The organism is Nostoc sp. FACHB-152 (genome assembly GCF_014697475.1).
Lineage (GTDB): Bacteria > Cyanobacteriota > Cyanobacteriia > Cyanobacteriales > Nostocaceae > Nostoc_B.
Window position 1 is genome coordinate 27,143 of record NZ_JACJRV010000063.1, and the last position, 14,305, is coordinate 41,447.

A 14,305-nucleotide genomic window follows, 5' to 3' on the forward strand; every position below is an offset into this window, starting at 1 on the left:
CTATTTACCTCTTGAGAAACTAGCTTAATAGTTAGTCAGCCACAATCTACAGAAGTGGAGAATTAGAGACTTGGGGAATAATTCTGCTTATCCCCGTGTCCCCTTATCTCCTGACTAAGCCATTGCTGGGACTGGAACTCGCATCGCCCGTGCCAATTCTGCTGCAACTTCAGGGCGAGAGAATTCTGGTGGTGGTAATTCACCACGACGCAGCATTTCTCTAACTTTTGTACCTGATAGGTGAATCCGTTCTTCTGGGCGGCTGGGACTGGTTTTTGTCGTCGCCATTTGCTTGGTACGTGTGCAGTAGAACGCGTGTTCAAACTTCATTGGTACAATACCGATTTCGCTAGGCTCAAATTCATCGAAAATGTATTGAGCATCATAAGTACCGTAGTAGTCGCCAACGCCTGCATGATCGCGTCCGACAATGAAGTGAGTACAGCCGTAGTTTTTACGAACTAAAGCATGGAAAATTGCTTCCCGTGGGCCTGCATAGCGCATTGCGGCTGGATTGATAGCTAAAATCACCCGATCTAAGGGGTAGTAATGTTCTAGCAAAATTTCATAGCAACGCATCCGCACATCAGCCGCGATATCATCTTCTTTGGTCGCTCCAACTAACGGATGCAAAAATAGTCCATCCACAGTTTCTAAAGCGCACTTTTGGATGTATTCATGGGCGCGGTGGATGGGGTTCCGAGTTTGAAAACCAACTATCGTTTTCCAGCCTTGTTCTTTGAATAATTGGCGTGATGCAGCTGGGTCAATTTGATATTTGGGGAAGAGGGGGTGTTCTTCACGTTGTAGTAGCCAGATATCACCAGCAAGATGAACCGATCCTTGATTATAAAGTACCTTTACCCCTGGATGTTTTGCGTCATCGGTACGATAAACATTAATCGCTTCACGAACTTTGTCGTAAGTGTATTTTTGTGTGAGTTGCAAAACTCCAATGTACTCACCTTGGGGGTTATCCAGACGGATGTAATCGCCTTCTTTGAGTGGTGCAGCTACTTCCTCTGTTACCGAAAGTGTAATTGGGATTGACCATACCAGACCGTTAGCGAGGCGCATTTGGGTGACTACGCGATCGTAGTCTTCCTGGTTCATAAAACCAGTGAGTGGACTAAAAGCACCGATCGCTATCATTTCTACATCAGAAACTGCACGCTCATCCAGTTGCACGCGTGGCCATAAATCCGCCTTAGAAAGAAATTCTTCTCTTTGTTCCGGCGTGGCTATGCGATTAATCAACTGTCCACCGTGCGGCGCAATGGCATCTTGATGGTGACTCAACGTAATCCCCTCTTAGAGTAAAAATAACTATTGCAAACTATGTACTAACTTATCAAAATGCTGGTACAGAAAGAAAAAATAGTTTGGAAAAAGTGTCAAGTTAACTTAGGGAGAAAAATTAGGAACTACGAGGAATACGTTCAATCTCCGCATAACCACTGAAAATTAATTTTTGCCCTTCAGTTTCTAAACGGTTGAGCCGCATTTTTACGCCATCAAGGTCAAAACGGTCTAAATCAACCATATTATCTAAAATTTCTGCCAGTGCGTTGCTCAGGGTTCGAGAAATCTCCCGTTGCGCTTCTGGGACTTGTTCAAGGTCAATTTGTGGATCTTTAAACGAAATTCGTCGCCGCCTTTCCACAGCTATGGAGACTGTCATATTTACGGGTATGAGTTCGCCATTATTTAAATCGGCTGTTGCAGAAATTCGCAGGCGGTTTTCTGGCAATAGTTGTACCTGAATTTCGGGAAAGGAAACTGGCTGACCACCAGATAATGCTGTCAAGCTAGGTACATCTAGATTTACTAGACGCTTTTTCACTAATTCCGCCTTAAACGCTTGATTAATGCCTGCTTCAGATAGTACTACTTGAGCGATCGCCTGAGTAGGTTGCTTGAGATTCAACTTGCCACTTAACACCGCGCCAAAATCTATCGCCACCGCATCCGTTTCAAAAGACATCTCCTCTACTGCAAAGTCTTTGCGGATGACCAAGCCACGACCGCTCATTTTGAAGCTATCAATGCTGCCTTGCAACAACTTGCTGGAGGGATAGCAGCGCACCAAGACTTCTACTGACTCGCTTTGGGTAAACATATGGCGAATCGTTTGGCTGGCGACTGTGTTGAGCATCCGCTCACCCCAGTCAGTGCCTTTAGGATCTTGTAAACCAGTTAGTCCGCCGAACATTTGTTAGTGCGTCTCTAGAAGTTCTTTGTACTTTTGTAACAAAATGTGAAGCATACAGCAACCCTCTAGAGATTGATTGTACTGATAAGTTGACTTGGAATCGCTAATGTTTCCCTACAAAATGTATTTTCTATTACATTGTACCAACTAGAATTTGTTGGAGTCACAATTCAATATAGAAAGTAGTTATAAGACTAATACCAATTCTTTATACACTTGCACTAAATAATTACCAATCTCTTTCTTTGTGACCTTTGCGGCGGCAGTCGCTTCTCCTAATTGGAGACGCTACGCAGTTAAATGGTTTACTCTCTGTCATTACCCTCATATTGTTAAATAAAGACATAAAATTTTGCTCCTCAAGTGGATTATCAGAATAAATTAATATTGAAGTACTTTTTAATCTTAAAAGTTTTTTAGTCAATGTCTCCATTACAACAAGAGATTCAGATGGATAAGATGCAATAATATCATCAAATAAATAGCTATTTGGTTGAGATTTATCTAACATAGTAGTCATCTAAAGTCAAGATTTTATAATAATCATAATTTGCTCAAATGCAAAAAAATCACTAAAGACATTAAAGAGCTTTAATACTTTTACCTAAATCAATTAATTCTTTTATTCTTTCACTGAAGTTTTCATCATTAACAGGCAAATCATACATAATTTTTTCTACTTCAGTAAAACCTGTTTTAGTTTTTATTCTTAACTTTAGTTCATATTCAAAAGAAGTATAATTACTATCTATTGGGTTTTTCTTCATAACTACAAAAACATTTTCTACTCCTGCTACTTTATCGTATACATTACTGTATAAGAATTCATCACTATATTTTCTTATTAACCAAAAGTCATATTCTCCATAGTTGTGAACTATATAACCTGGGATTGTGTTAGAACAAACAATAGATTTATATATTCCATTGTCAATAATTTTTACAGAACCATCAGTCAACGCTATAGCTCTATAATTAGCTGGAAATTGTATAGAAATCCCAAAGTTTTGTAAGCTTATAGTTCTTACTAGTTTTGAATCATCTTCACCTCCAGTACCACAGTCAGTCATGTTGGGAACTTCAGCATTTACTGGAAGGCTAATAAAAATACTTGTTGCTATTACTGAATTAATAATTAATTTATTTATATTGATGCTCATTGCTTCTATCACATCTAAGGTTATTAGTTATAGTTCCCAGTACGCTGCTGAAAATAACTAAATATTGCAGTCATCGTGGTCGGGTAGCGAGACTATATCGATTGTTTGCGGAAGCAGTGTTATATCGTTATCGAGCAGGCATCCCTGGGCGTGACTTGCCATCGAAATTCAGGGATTTTCGGGTGATTCACACCCGCTTCAGTCGAGTGATCGCAACGCGCTATGACAAACGTGCTACAAACTTTTTAGATGCAATTTATCTGGCTGCTTCTGTTATTTGGCTCAATTGATGACACGCCCTAAGAATCTTCTTCACCCTGGACAATATCTCCTAAGTAGAGTCTGACAAATTCAAGGGCGGCTTCTGAGTTAATTCCTTGAAGTGCTTTAGTAATCTCTGCGATTGTGTCACCAGTGGGATCAGTTCGACCATGTACCCAACGACCAACATCCCACCTACGGATACCCATTGTTACCGCTAATTTGTTTTGGCTAATGCTATAGGTTGCCAAAACCTGCTTTAGTGCTTCGCCTGCCTTTCCCATGCCCAGATTTTGTCAGAGATTCAGGACAGAGTAAATGTCTTCATATAGGCAGACATAAGGTATTATTTTATTTATGTCTTCATTTATGTAGACATAAAATATTCAATAAGCTGAGTAAATACTAATGGCTGAAGAATTCGTCTCTGATACACCGGACTCTATTGATCCTGCTTCATCTCAACCAAAACGCGAATCTGTAAAAATTCTGCTGATTGGCTCCCGACGCGGTATCAACAGCATTATTCATTGGCTGTATCGCCTCGGCTTTGCTGAAGTAGCAGCTTGGAGTAAGCCGCAAATTGCGCCTAACAGTGAAGATCAACAAATGATGAGTATCACAGTTAAACAAGTGACTCTAGACTGAGTACTAAAAAAGCGATCGCATTACACAAGCGATCGCTTTTTTGCTCAATAATTTAGCATCACTACTAAAAACGGAAGGGTATATCAGATAATGGCTAGACAATTTAAGATTAAAGCTTATCTTTACGAAGCTATCTGGTAAATTGCAGGTCGATACTTTGGTTCAGGAATTGCTTTACCCTCAAGTTTGGCAGCTTCTAGCCATGCTTCTTTTGCTTTCAATACTTCATGTAGTGCTTCTTCTTCAGTTAAACCAAATGCTGAACAGTATTTCAGGTCAAGAATATCAGCAATGTAGCCTTCATCTTCTTGACTGTAGAAGATATTAATGTGATAGTGTTTCATTCTTCATCCTCTAAAGTCAGTGCATATTTTTCAATTAAAATTACAAATTGACGTACTTGATATGGTGGCTTCCATTAATTCGTGATCAAGAAAATCCGAATGCTTCAACCAGAGTTACCAGTTCATCGAATTGAATATTTTTAGAACCAGCAAGTATTTTTTCTAGTAATTTACGCTTTTTGGACATTTCTATACTCAAACATTGTAAAACCTCGACAGCGATCGCTATTTTTTCAATAACCCACTACTACTTCCTACTCCCTACCTCGTCAATAGCTGCCGACGCAATAAATCTAGTGCGGTACACGCGCTTAAATGACGGATAAACCAGCGATCGCGCATTGTCCCAAAGCGATATTCAAAGCTTTTCAATTCATCGTTTGGCCCGACTAAACCGATATAAACCAAACCTACAGGCTTTGTTTCGGTTCCTCCACCAGGGCCAGCTATTCCTGTGATGCTTAATCCCCAAGTAGTTTCGAGGCGGCTTTTTACTCCAAGTGCCATTTGTTCAGCTACTATGCCGCTAACAGCCCCAAATTTATCTAAATCTTCTGGTTTCACCCCCAACATTCGCACTTTTGCCGAGTTATCGTAAGAAATTACACCTCCCCAAAAATAATCAGAACTACCAGAAATTTCCGTTAACATTTGCCCCAAGCCACCACCAGTGCATGACTCTGCTACTGACACAGTTTCACCGGCAGAACGCAACAACTGACCAACCACTGAAGCTAAAGTATCATTATCTGCACCATAACAATCCAACCCAGCAATTTCTTTAAGCTGTTTCTCAATAGGTGCGATTAATTCTTCTGCGGCTGCTTCTGAAGTAGCTTTTGCAGAAATTCGCAGTCTCACCTCTCCCTTTCCTGCATAAGGAGCAACTGTCGGGTTGGGTAAGTTGAAATAAGAGGCAACTTTTTCTGCTAAAGCCGACTCCCCAATACCCCAAAACCTTAAACTCCGGCTGTAAATAATTTCTTTACCCCAGCCTTGGCTTTGCAGAAACGGTACTGCTGTTTCTTGCCACATTCGATGCATTTCACTAGGAACACCGGGGAATGTAAAAATCGTAATCTCAGGACGAGGTTGCCAAATGATCCCTGGTGCTGTTCCTGTGGGGTTGGGTAAAACTTCTGCGCCTTGAGGAATTAAAGCTTGCTTGCGGTTGGTAGGAGTCATCACACGACCGCGTTGAGCAAATTTTTGAGCAATATCTTCGATTATTTCCGGGTATTCTACCAAAGGTGCGCCAAAAAAATCAGCAATGGTTTCACAAGTAAGATCATCTGGTGTTGGGCCAAGACCACCAGTAAAAATTAAAATATTCGCTCTGGAAATAGCAATTTCTATAACTTGCTTTAATCTTTCGGGATTATCCCCAACTACTGTTTGATAATAGTGAGGAATTCCTAGTTTCGCTAATTGTTGGGCAAGAAATTGCGAATTACTGTTTAGGATATCTCCTAGCAACAGTTCAGTCCCAACACAAATAATTTCTGCACTCATGTAATTAAAGCAAAAAGTAAAAGATATATATACTACTGTATTTCTTTTACCTTGATACTTTTTACCTTTGCTGAGAGCGTTTCCAAACTCGCCAACTGGTGTAGGTTAACAGCGAGGTGGCACCAAAAGCGTAAGCAATGCCGCTGGGAATACCAGCGATCGCTAATGCCAAACTGCCCACCCACAGTGTGAGAGTATAAATAAACAAAACTGTCCAGCGATGAGATAAACCAGCTTGTAACAATCGATGGTGTAAGTGGCATCTATCTGCTACCCAAGGCAATTGACCACGACGAATGCGTGTCAAAATAACTGCTGACATATCCAAAATCGGTACTGCCAAAATTAGATAAGGCAGAATTACAGCCGTGAAAGCGGGAATTTTCACTAGCCCAATTACGCCCACAGCAGCTAACGTGAATCCCATAAAATAAGACCCGCCATCTCCCATAAAGATTTGTGCGGGGTTGAAGTTATAGCGAAGAAATCCTAAAGCAGCACCAGCTAAGGCTGCGGCAATTAAGGCTGCGGCTGGTTGATGCATAAACAGAGACACCAGCAGCATGACGACAGCAGCAATTCCCGACACACCAGCAGCTAAACCGTCTAAACCGTCAATCCAGTTAATAGCATTCACCATTCCTACCAGCCAAATCACTGTAATCGGCAAACTTAGCCAGTTTAGGTCAACTATGCCAATTGTTGGAATGCTAATAAAGTCTATACTTACACCTGCTTTCCATGCACCAGCAGCGACGATTATTTGCAATAGCAGCCTTCCCAAGGGAGACAGACTCAATAAATCATCCGCTAAACCAATCAGGAAAAAGCCTAGACCCCCTAAGGTAACACCCCAAATTTGCCATTCTTTGTCAGGTGGTAAATTGCCAAAGCCACCTAGCCACCAGACAATTAGTAAAGAAATAATAGTACCTGCGAAGATAGAAACTCCGCCCAAACGTACCATTGGGCGTTCATGAACTTTTCGACCACCAGGTTTATCTACATTTCCACTTTTTATACCAATGTTCTTAACATCAGGCGTAGTCCAAAGAACGACTACGGCGGCGACAAGGAAGGCAATCAGATGATAAATCTGAGCAGGCATTTGTATTTTTAATTAAGTAGTTTTTCAGACAAAACACTGCCGATGGAGGTTTCTACTTAATATCTACTACATTTACGCCTCTAATCAGCAGGGGATTTTGGTTAAGGACTGGTAAAGGATGAAGTGTGAAGTATGAAGGATGAAAAGACGTATCAGCCTTCATACTTGCTCAACTTCTTATGCTAGTGCTGGTACAGGAATTTGCAAGTGGGAATATAAGGGGAAGCGATCGCACAGTGCAGCTACTCGGCGTTTACAATCAGCTGCGACTGTTTCTGATTCAGGATTGAGTAGGCGATCGGCAATAATATTACCAATTTCGGTAAACTCGGCAACCCCTAATCCTCTGGTTGTCATAGCAGGAGAACCTAATCTCAAACCGCTAGTCACAAATGGCGATTGTGGATCAAAGGGTACTGTATTTTTGTTAGCAGTAATATTTACACCGCTTACTAGTTGGTCTGCTTGTTTACCAGTCAAACCAATTGAACGCAAATCTACAAGCATCAAATGGTTATCTGTACCATTGGACACTAACTTTAAGCCTCGGTTTTGCAGTTGCGTTGCTAAAGCACGAGCATTTTCAATTACCTGTGCGGAATAAGTTTGAAACTCTGGTTTTAAAGCTTCGCCAAAAGCTACTGCTTTAGCTGCAATCACGTGTTCTAAAGGCCCGCCTTGAGTTCCTGGAAAAACGGATTTATCAAGCTTTTTACCCAGTTCTGCATCTTTGGTCAAAATTAATCCGCCTCTGGGGCCGCGGAGGGTTTTGTGAGTGGTTGTTGTCACAACATCACAATAAGGAATTGGGTTGGGATGTAAGCCAGTAGCTACTAAACCTGCGATGTGGGCAATATCTGCAAGTAAATAAGCACCAACTTCATCAGCAATAGAGCGGAATTTTTCAAAATCAATAATCCGAGGATAAGCAGAATAACCACAAATCAAAAGCTTAGGACGCTCCCTTAACGCCAGCTCTCGAATTTGGTCGTAGTCTAGTTCCTCAGTTTCTTTACTTACACCGTAGTGGCTAGCTTGGAACCACTTCCCAGAAACGTTGACAGGTGAACCGTGAGTCAGATGTCCACCATGAGACAAATCCATCCCCATGAATTTGTCGCCGGGTTCTAGTAAGGTCAGGAAAACTGCAAAGTTCGCTTGCGCGCCAGAATGGGGTTGAACGTTAGCATGAGCCGCACCAAACAGTTGTTTTGCTCGGTCAATTGCTATCTGCTCGACTTTATCAATAAATTCACAGCCGCCGTAGTAACGTTTACCGGGTAATCCCTCGGCATATTTATTAGTTAAGACTGAACCTTGAGCAGCTAGTACAGCCGCAGAGGTAAAGTTCTCACTAGCAATTAATTCCAGGTGGTCGCGTTGACGCTGAAGTTCTTCGTCAAGTAATCCTGCGATCGCAGGGTCAGAAGAAGCCAGAAAATCTGAATTAGTCCTAGTCACTTTAACTATCCTTAGTGGAAATTTGCACAATGGGGGTTTTTACTGGAACTTAGTTGCCAAGTAATAATTTGCAGTCAGTCTACATTGCCAGATTTTTTGACTGCTGACTTTTCACTATTAGTAGTAGCTAAATTTATTACTTAGATGCCAGCCTAATGAAGTCCCATTATTGTGTTAATTATTATAAAGCTCTTTCTGGAACATGAACTTAACAGTTACGAATAGACCACCAATACTGCTCAAACTAGGTGTAAAAATTTATGTATGAGTTGTGACTTAATCAAGCCATCTCCGAGAGACTCAACATACAATAAATTTAAGTTTCACTAGAGAATTTGTGGTTCTCGCCTTCATTTTGTCAAAAATGTGGCTCATTTTGCGTATTTACAGGAGGTTTTTGGATGTTAGTCATTTTAATGGATGATCAAATCCTTGCCCCTGAGAAGGTTTGCCAGTCTTGTTTACTTGCTGACAGGAGTGGTCAACCCCGTTGGCGTGGTGGTCAACTGCATTGCGGTCAAGCTATTCGTAAACTTACCGAACAACAGCCAGAGCAGTACGAATGTATTATGGGCTTTCGGATTGCTGAGATTCAATGAATCTAATTTCTGAGCAAACAGACAACTGCGTTATCCTAGGCTCAAGTAACTCTTAAAATTCTGCCACAGGAGAACGCAAAATGGCTTGGCGTGGTTCGACAAATGTGCCTGATCGCATTTTTGCTTGTTTACCTTATTTGCTACCGCTAGTTGAAGTACTGAGTTTTGGCTTTGTATTATTACAGCAGTTTCCCGCTCTTACAGTCGTTTTTGCACCTGTGCTGATCTTGTGGTCATTGTACAGACGTGTGCGGTTTGCCGGACTAATTATTTTCTTTGCTTTATGGCTGTTAGTCGTGAGAAACGAAAAGATTTCTCATTTCATTCGCTTCAACACCATGCAAGCAATTCTTTTAGACATCATTATCATTTTGTGTGGCATCCTGACTGATATTGTGGGGCTAATTCCTAGTGGAGATTTTGCCATTCAAACTTTATATAGCACTATTTTTCTCGGCATCGTGGGAGCAGCAGCATATTCAATCATTCAGTGTCTTTTAGGACGTTATGCAGAAATTCCCGCGATTTCTGATGCTGTTCATATGCAAGTTCGGTAACTGGATGTATGAAAAAGATACTAGGGGCTAGAGGCTAGGGGCTAGTTTTTGACACTCACTACTTTGCTAGATCTCAAGAAAAATGGAGGATTGCTTAACGGGCTACTATGGTGTTTTCTAGCCGACCAATGCCTTCGATTTCAATACGGATGCGATCGCCTATATGCAAGGGGCCAACTCCCAATGGTGTACCCGTTAGGATTACATCCCCTGGTAATAGAGTCATAACTTTACTGATGTAAGATACCAAAACATCCGGAGGAAACACCATTTGATCGATCCCAGCAGATTGCACTGGATTTGGCTCATCGTTGATGAAAGTCTGTAATCTTGCACCAGGATTCAATTCCCGAACAATCCAAGGGCCTAAGGGGCAGAATGTATCGAAACCTTTGGCTCTAGTCCATTGACTGTCTTTTTGTTGTAAGTCTCGTGCTGTGACATCATTAGCGATCGTATAACCCCAAATCTTGGTTTGTGCTTCCTCTGGGGTGCAGTCACAAGCGCGATCGCCAATGACTAAAGCTAACTCACCCTCATAATCTACTCGGTGAGACTGGAGCGGATACTTAATTTCGGTCTCAGTCGGAATAATCGATGTTGGCGGCTTAAGAAAAATTAATGGCTCACTTGGTACAGGGGTTCCCATTTCTGCTGCGTGGTCTGCATAATTCTTACCCACCGCCACAATTTTTGAAGGGGCGCAAGGGGAAAGAATTTGGTAACTATCCGGTGCTAAAACTAAATCTGTAGGCTGTCCCTGCAACCAAGGTGGCGCATCCAACACCTGCACATTCAGAGATAGCTGTAGCAATCCATAGTAAATTTTGCCTTCTGGATTTTGAACTCGCACATAGCGTTGCGCCATAACCTTGATAATATCCTTATTGTCTGCAATTAAAAACTGTAAGCGGGTACCATCTTCAGTAATTAGAGGAGTTTATAAGCTCCCATTGGGAAGCATACCTGTTGATTTAGTCAATATCTCAATTAATTTGCGGTTATTTACCAAAGGCTGAATTTCCAGTTGCACAGTAGTTACTCTATAAGTAACTTTTGATGAAAAATGCGAAGTTCGGCAGATTTTGCTGATGATTCACATAAAAAACTGGTAAGATTATAGTTCCTTGTTGCTTCAGTTGTGAAAATGTACGAATATTCTCTAGTAGTGTTTGTATCATTTTACGCTAGCAGCCAAATTGTCCAAAAGGAGACTTTAAACTCATGTCCACAGTTTACGAAACAATGTATATCTTGCGTCCTGACCTCAGTGACGAACAGGTAGAGCAAGCGATCGCTAAATACCAAACTTTGATTCAAGATCAAGGTGCCGAGAATATAGAAATTCAAAATCGGGGTAAGCGTCGTCTTGCTTATGAAATCAAAAAGCAACGGGATGGCATTTACATCCAAATGAACTACACTGGGCCGGGGAATATTATTGCTCCCTTAGAACGTGCTATGCGGTTAAGCGAAGAAGTAATTCGCTACTTAACCATTAAGCAAGAAGTTTCAGAAGCAGCAGCAGAAAAAGTTGCCGTAACTGCCTAGGGACATTGTTGATTAATGAGTACTGAGTAATAGACCTCTCGCAAAACTTTTTTTGCAAGAGGTGGGAAAGGGAAAAGGTGAGCCAGCGAGGTCTTGGGGGTTTCCCCCATGAGCGACTGGCGAACCCCCAAGGGGTAAAAGGGAAAGAGTTTTTTCTTTCCCCTTTCCCCCTTACCCTTTTACCGACTTCTGCAAGAAGTTTAATGAGTATTTGTACATCAAAACTCAGTACTCAAGACAGCAAAAAAAATTTTTACCTTTGACTTTTTTCTGCTTCGGTTGGGAATGCTAAATTAACAAGTACTTGCCAAAAGCAATTACAATCTCCGTCATACCTACGATTAGAAAAAATTCGTCAATGGGAGCTGTAAGCCACTGTGAGCCAAACTGACATATCTAACATCCAAGCTCTCTCTACAGAAGTCTCGCAACTGCGTCAAGATTTGCAACTGCGAGATCAGTTAGTGCAACAGCTATCTCAAGAACTATTTCGGCTGGTCAAGGGCAACGCTAATTTTATGCCCCAGCGTTCGGAAACTGAGCGCGACTTAACTCAGTTGCAGGCGTTGCGAGAACAATTACAAGCTGTTGAGCAACAGGTCACTTTTTATCAAGAGCAAATTGCTACTCGTGATGCAGAAATTTATCAACTGCGCCAGTCTGTGCAAGAGTTAACAGACCGTAGTAGGATGTTAGAACAGGTAGTACAAGAATTACCTCAAATTTATCGTCGTAAGTTTGAGGAACGGATGGCTCCAGTGAGAGAAAAAGTAGCAAGCTTACAACGGGAAAATCGCAAACTGCAAGCAGAACTACAAAGCGTCAGTTACCGTTTAGCACTTAAGACCCGCACTGCCAGCCACAGTGGTATTGATTTACCTAACTTTCCTCGCCCTGTGACTGGACAAGGTAACGTTTCGGCCGTGCAGAATGCTTAAAAAAATAAAGCCTGCAATCACAGGCTCTTAAGGTTTAAGATTTTTGTAAATTATTATGAATGAGTTGCGTAAAAATGCCACAGGCTAAAGCCTGTTGGCAATTTGTTTAATACCGAAGAGGGGTTATTTTGGTGAATACAGAAATATTAACCCCTAGTCTATTACATTCTTTTGATGACAGCATATTGGTGTAAAAGCTCTACGATGGCTACTATTGTTGCGACTAGGGTGGTTAGCGATCGCCATCATGGGAGCAATTGTTAAATTCTAAAAAAGATAATTGCTTGTTAGTTACACCAATAGATTATCATCTAGTATAATCATAGATTAGCTCGCTAAAGCCAAAGGTTGCTTGTTGGCGTGATCAAGGATTTCTTCGTAAGTGTTAAAAATTTCAAAAACTGAATCTAACTGTGTCAGTTCTAGAATCAACCTTACAGGAGCTTTGACATTACAAATAACTAAGCGGCAACCAGTCTGCCGAGCAGTCGTTAATGCCTTAACTAAAGGAACCAAACCTGAACTATCCATAAAATCTACTTCTGCTAGGTCAATGACCCAGAGTTGATCAGGGTGGGGTGCTACCTCTGCCATATGTTCGCTTAAAGCCATACCACCTTGCAAGTCGATGCTACCTTGGGGTTTGAATAAAACCACTTGCGATGCTTGTGAGATAGTCATGTATTTATCTGGGTAGTTGAGCTACTGAGAAAAACGGAAACTTGACATCAATACTAGCTTGATATCAATAGCAAGAAACTGCTCTATTCACTTAGATTGTGAAAGTACAGTTGTGCAATTGATTGTCTGCGCTTACGTATTTATGCCGTATAATTTATGTTAACTTCCCTAAATATAGGCACAAACGCTTAGTAAATTCAGTATCAATAGTATCTTTTACGAGATTTTCATATTTCAAGGATATTTTTATAAATCTTTTATAAAAAGTTATTGATTTGTTTTGGATACTATGCACCTGTGATAGATAACGTCTAAATTAGTAATAGTCAATACTCAATAAGTAGTAGATTAGCTCAATAGTTGGCGAGCATCTGGATTGATTTAGGGCTTGCAAAACACTACTTTGATTGACACTCCAGCCACAAACGCGCCAAGATAGAGTAAAGGTAAAAAATTGTAAAGGCGGCGGTGCGGGATGTCTCTTGAATTTATTTCACTAGAAAACATCCAGGAATTTGCTCACCAGTATGGTTACTGGGCAATTTTTTTGGGAATTTTGCTAGAAAACTTGGGCATTCCCCTTCCTGGTGAAACCGTAACCCTTGTCGGTGGGTTTTTAGCGGGTAGTAATGAACTGAGTTATTGGTTAGTTTTAACTGATGCCGTTGCAGGTGCCGTAATTGGTGGTGCTTGCGGCTATTGGATTGGTAAATTAGGTGGCTGGCCATTCCTGGTGCAAATAGGCAAAATATTTAGGATTTCTGACGAAAAATTACTGAATATTAAAGAGCAATTTAGCCAAAATGCTACTAAAGCTGTATTTTTTGGACGCTTTTTCGCACTCTTGCGAATTTTTGCTGCTCCATTAGCTGGGATAGCAGAAATGCCGTTTTTAAAATTCTTTTTGTATAACCTTGCAGGAGCAACTACCTGGGCTGCTGTGATGGTAACACTAGCTTTTTTTGCTGGCAGAGTCATCTCTTTAGAACAATTAGTTGCTTGGGTAAGTCAATTTGCGATCGCAGCCTTACTGATTTTAGTAGCTGTAATTGCAATTCCCTTATGGTTAGAATCCCGCCAAGTTAAACGTGCCGCAGGCGAATAGAAATAAATAAAAAATTATCAGAAGGCAAAAGTCAAAAAATTATCTTTGGCTTTTGCCTTTTACTTTTCAATACCGTTGCCAAAATAAGAGCATGAAGAGGTAGGGCGTTTCGTAGTAGAGTTGTTGTCTCTCACAACGACAACTCAAAAACCACTAGTCGCCCATGCC

General features: G+C 41.1%; 17 protein-coding genes and 1 pseudogene. 7 read left to right on the top strand and 11 right to left on the bottom strand.

The features are described 5' to 3' along the window. Positions 1–114: 114 nt before the first annotated feature. The 4 genes from sat to H6G76_RS27535 all read right to left on the bottom strand — a co-directional run bounded on the left by sat (position 115) and on the right by H6G76_RS27535 (position 3,372). Positions 115–1,299: a sulfate adenylyltransferase gene (gene sat / locus H6G76_RS27520; protein ID WP_190708256.1), complete on the bottom strand. Its 1,185-nt coding sequence runs from the start codon at positions 1,297–1,299 to the stop codon at positions 115–117. A 118-nt stretch (positions 1,300–1,417) separates the two neighbouring features. Then, on the bottom strand, positions 1,418–2,212 hold the full coding sequence (locus tag H6G76_RS27525; RefSeq protein WP_190708258.1) for a DUF2993 domain-containing protein: 795 nt from the start codon (positions 2,210–2,212) through the stop codon (positions 1,418–1,420). Positions 2,213–2,441: 229 nt separating this feature from the next. Then, positions 2,442–2,723, bottom strand: a complete 282-nt coding sequence (locus tag H6G76_RS27530) for a hypothetical protein (RefSeq protein WP_190708260.1) — start codon at positions 2,721–2,723, stop codon at positions 2,442–2,444. 70 nt (positions 2,724–2,793) lie between these two features. Then, positions 2,794–3,372 (bottom strand): hypothetical protein, encoded by a 579-nt coding sequence (locus H6G76_RS27535; protein WP_190708262.1) that lies wholly within the window; start codon positions 3,370–3,372, stop codon positions 2,794–2,796. A gap of 92 nt (positions 3,373–3,464) precedes the next feature. On the opposite strand from H6G76_RS27535, the pseudogene H6G76_RS27540 reads away from it, so the two are divergent. Beyond that, positions 3,465–3,578: pseudogene (locus tag H6G76_RS27540) on the top strand (transposase); the annotation flags it as partial. Positions 3,579–3,671: 93 nt separating this feature from the next. Here the strand turns inward: H6G76_RS27540 and H6G76_RS27545 are convergent. Further along, a complete protein-coding gene (locus H6G76_RS27545; protein ID WP_190708264.1) occupies positions 3,672–3,917 on the bottom strand; it encodes a helix-turn-helix transcriptional regulator in 246 nt (81 codons plus the stop codon). A gap of 124 nt (positions 3,918–4,041) precedes the next feature. On the opposite strand from H6G76_RS27545, the gene H6G76_RS27550 reads away from it, so the two are divergent. Beyond that, on the top strand, positions 4,042–4,281 hold the full coding sequence (locus H6G76_RS27550; protein WP_190708266.1) for a peptide ABC transporter substrate-binding protein: 240 nt from the start codon (positions 4,042–4,044) through the stop codon (positions 4,279–4,281). Between the two features lie 122 nt (positions 4,282–4,403). Here H6G76_RS27550 and H6G76_RS27555 read toward each other — a convergent pair whose 3' ends face one another. The 4 genes from H6G76_RS27555 to glyA form a co-directional block, all read right to left on the bottom strand. Continuing rightward, positions 4,404–4,625, bottom strand: coding sequence for a type II toxin-antitoxin system HicB family antitoxin (locus H6G76_RS27555; protein WP_190708268.1), 222 nt, complete (start codon positions 4,623–4,625; stop codon positions 4,404–4,406). 261 nt (positions 4,626–4,886) lie between these two features. Continuing rightward, entirely contained in the window at positions 4,887–6,137 is a 1,251-nt protein-coding gene (locus H6G76_RS27565; RefSeq protein WP_190708270.1) for a competence/damage-inducible protein A, read from the bottom strand. 61 nt (positions 6,138–6,198) lie between these two features. Continuing rightward, the gene (locus tag H6G76_RS27570) at positions 6,199–7,245 is read right to left on the bottom strand and encodes a glycosyltransferase family 4 protein (RefSeq protein ID WP_190708272.1); all 1,047 of its coding nucleotides are present in this window, start codon (positions 7,243–7,245) and stop codon (positions 6,199–6,201) included. A gap of 177 nt (positions 7,246–7,422) precedes the next feature. Next, positions 7,423–8,706 (bottom strand): serine hydroxymethyltransferase, encoded by a 1,284-nt coding sequence (glyA, locus tag H6G76_RS27575; protein WP_190708274.1) that lies wholly within the window; start codon positions 8,704–8,706, stop codon positions 7,423–7,425. Between the two features lie 401 nt (positions 8,707–9,107). Here glyA and H6G76_RS27580 point away from each other — a divergent pair, with 401 nt between their 5' ends. Together H6G76_RS27580 and H6G76_RS27585 are read left to right on the top strand one after the other, a co-directional pair. Then, entirely contained in the window at positions 9,108–9,305 is a 198-nt protein-coding gene (locus H6G76_RS27580) for a hypothetical protein (protein WP_190708276.1), read from the top strand. Between the two features lie 80 nt (positions 9,306–9,385). Then, the gene (locus H6G76_RS27585) at positions 9,386–9,862 is read left to right on the top strand and encodes a Tic20 family protein (protein WP_190708278.1); all 477 of its coding nucleotides are present in this window, start codon (positions 9,386–9,388) and stop codon (positions 9,860–9,862) included. Positions 9,863–9,956: 94 nt separating this feature from the next. Here the strand turns inward: H6G76_RS27585 and H6G76_RS27590 are convergent, their stop codons facing one another. Next, positions 9,957–10,730 (bottom strand): fumarylacetoacetate hydrolase family protein, encoded by a 774-nt coding sequence (locus H6G76_RS27590; protein WP_190708280.1) that lies wholly within the window; start codon positions 10,728–10,730, stop codon positions 9,957–9,959. A gap of 356 nt (positions 10,731–11,086) precedes the next feature. Here H6G76_RS27590 and rpsF point away from each other — a divergent pair, with 356 nt between their 5' ends. Together rpsF and H6G76_RS27600 are read left to right on the top strand one after the other, a co-directional pair. After that, a complete protein-coding gene (gene rpsF, locus H6G76_RS27595) occupies positions 11,087–11,413 on the top strand; it encodes a 30S ribosomal protein S6 (RefSeq protein WP_190708282.1) in 327 nt (108 codons plus the stop codon). A 377-nt stretch (positions 11,414–11,790) separates the two neighbouring features. Continuing rightward, positions 11,791–12,351 (top strand): Npun_F5560 family protein, encoded by a 561-nt coding sequence (locus H6G76_RS27600; RefSeq protein WP_190708284.1) that lies wholly within the window; start codon positions 11,791–11,793, stop codon positions 12,349–12,351. A gap of 327 nt (positions 12,352–12,678) precedes the next feature. On the opposite strand, the gene H6G76_RS27605 is transcribed toward H6G76_RS27600, so the two are convergent. Next, positions 12,679–13,032 (bottom strand): STAS domain-containing protein, encoded by a 354-nt coding sequence (locus tag H6G76_RS27605; RefSeq protein ID WP_190708286.1) that lies wholly within the window; start codon positions 13,030–13,032, stop codon positions 12,679–12,681. A 475-nt stretch (positions 13,033–13,507) separates the two neighbouring features. Here H6G76_RS27605 and H6G76_RS27610 point away from each other — a divergent pair, with 475 nt between their 5' ends. Continuing rightward, positions 13,508–14,137, top strand: coding sequence for a DedA family protein (locus H6G76_RS27610; protein WP_190708288.1), 630 nt, complete (start codon positions 13,508–13,510; stop codon positions 14,135–14,137). The last annotated feature ends 168 nt before the right edge of the window (positions 14,138–14,305 follow it).

Excerpts from the sequence above, each read along its gene's own strand:
- H6G76_RS27585 (WP_190708278.1), top strand. The coding sequence starts at position 9,386 with ATGGCTTGGCGTGGTTCGACAAATGTGCCTGATCGCATTTTTGCTTGT.
- H6G76_RS27605 (WP_190708286.1), bottom strand. The coding sequence starts at position 13,032 with ATGACTATCTCACAAGCATCGCAAGTGGTTTTATTCAAACCCCAAGGT.
- H6G76_RS27525 (WP_190708258.1), bottom strand. The coding sequence starts at position 2,212 with ATGTTCGGCGGACTAACTGGTTTACAAGATCCTAAAGGCACTGACTGG.
- H6G76_RS27565 (WP_190708270.1), bottom strand. The coding sequence starts at position 6,137 with ATGAGTGCAGAAATTATTTGTGTTGGGACTGAACTGTTGCTAGGAGAT.
- H6G76_RS27610 (WP_190708288.1), top strand. The coding sequence starts at position 13,508 with ATGTCTCTTGAATTTATTTCACTAGAAAACATCCAGGAATTTGCTCAC.
- H6G76_RS27580 (WP_190708276.1), top strand. The coding sequence starts at position 9,108 with ATGTTAGTCATTTTAATGGATGATCAAATCCTTGCCCCTGAGAAGGTT.
- H6G76_RS27570 (WP_190708272.1), bottom strand. The coding sequence starts at position 7,245 with ATGCCTGCTCAGATTTATCATCTGATTGCCTTCCTTGTCGCCGCCGTA.
- H6G76_RS27545 (WP_190708264.1), bottom strand. The coding sequence starts at position 3,917 with ATGGGAAAGGCAGGCGAAGCACTAAAGCAGGTTTTGGCAACCTATAGC.
- H6G76_RS27590 (WP_190708280.1), bottom strand. The coding sequence starts at position 10,730 with ATGGCGCAACGCTATGTGCGAGTTCAAAATCCAGAAGGCAAAATTTAC.
- rpsF (WP_190708282.1), top strand. The coding sequence starts at position 11,087 with ATGTCCACAGTTTACGAAACAATGTATATCTTGCGTCCTGACCTCAGT.
- H6G76_RS27530 (WP_190708260.1), bottom strand. The coding sequence starts at position 2,723 with ATGTTAGATAAATCTCAACCAAATAGCTATTTATTTGATGATATTATT.
- H6G76_RS27555 (WP_190708268.1), bottom strand. The coding sequence starts at position 4,625 with ATGAAACACTATCACATTAATATCTTCTACAGTCAAGAAGATGAAGGC.
- H6G76_RS27550 (WP_190708266.1), top strand. The coding sequence starts at position 4,042 with ATGGCTGAAGAATTCGTCTCTGATACACCGGACTCTATTGATCCTGCT.
- H6G76_RS27535 (WP_190708262.1), bottom strand. The coding sequence starts at position 3,372 with ATGAGCATCAATATAAATAAATTAATTATTAATTCAGTAATAGCAACA.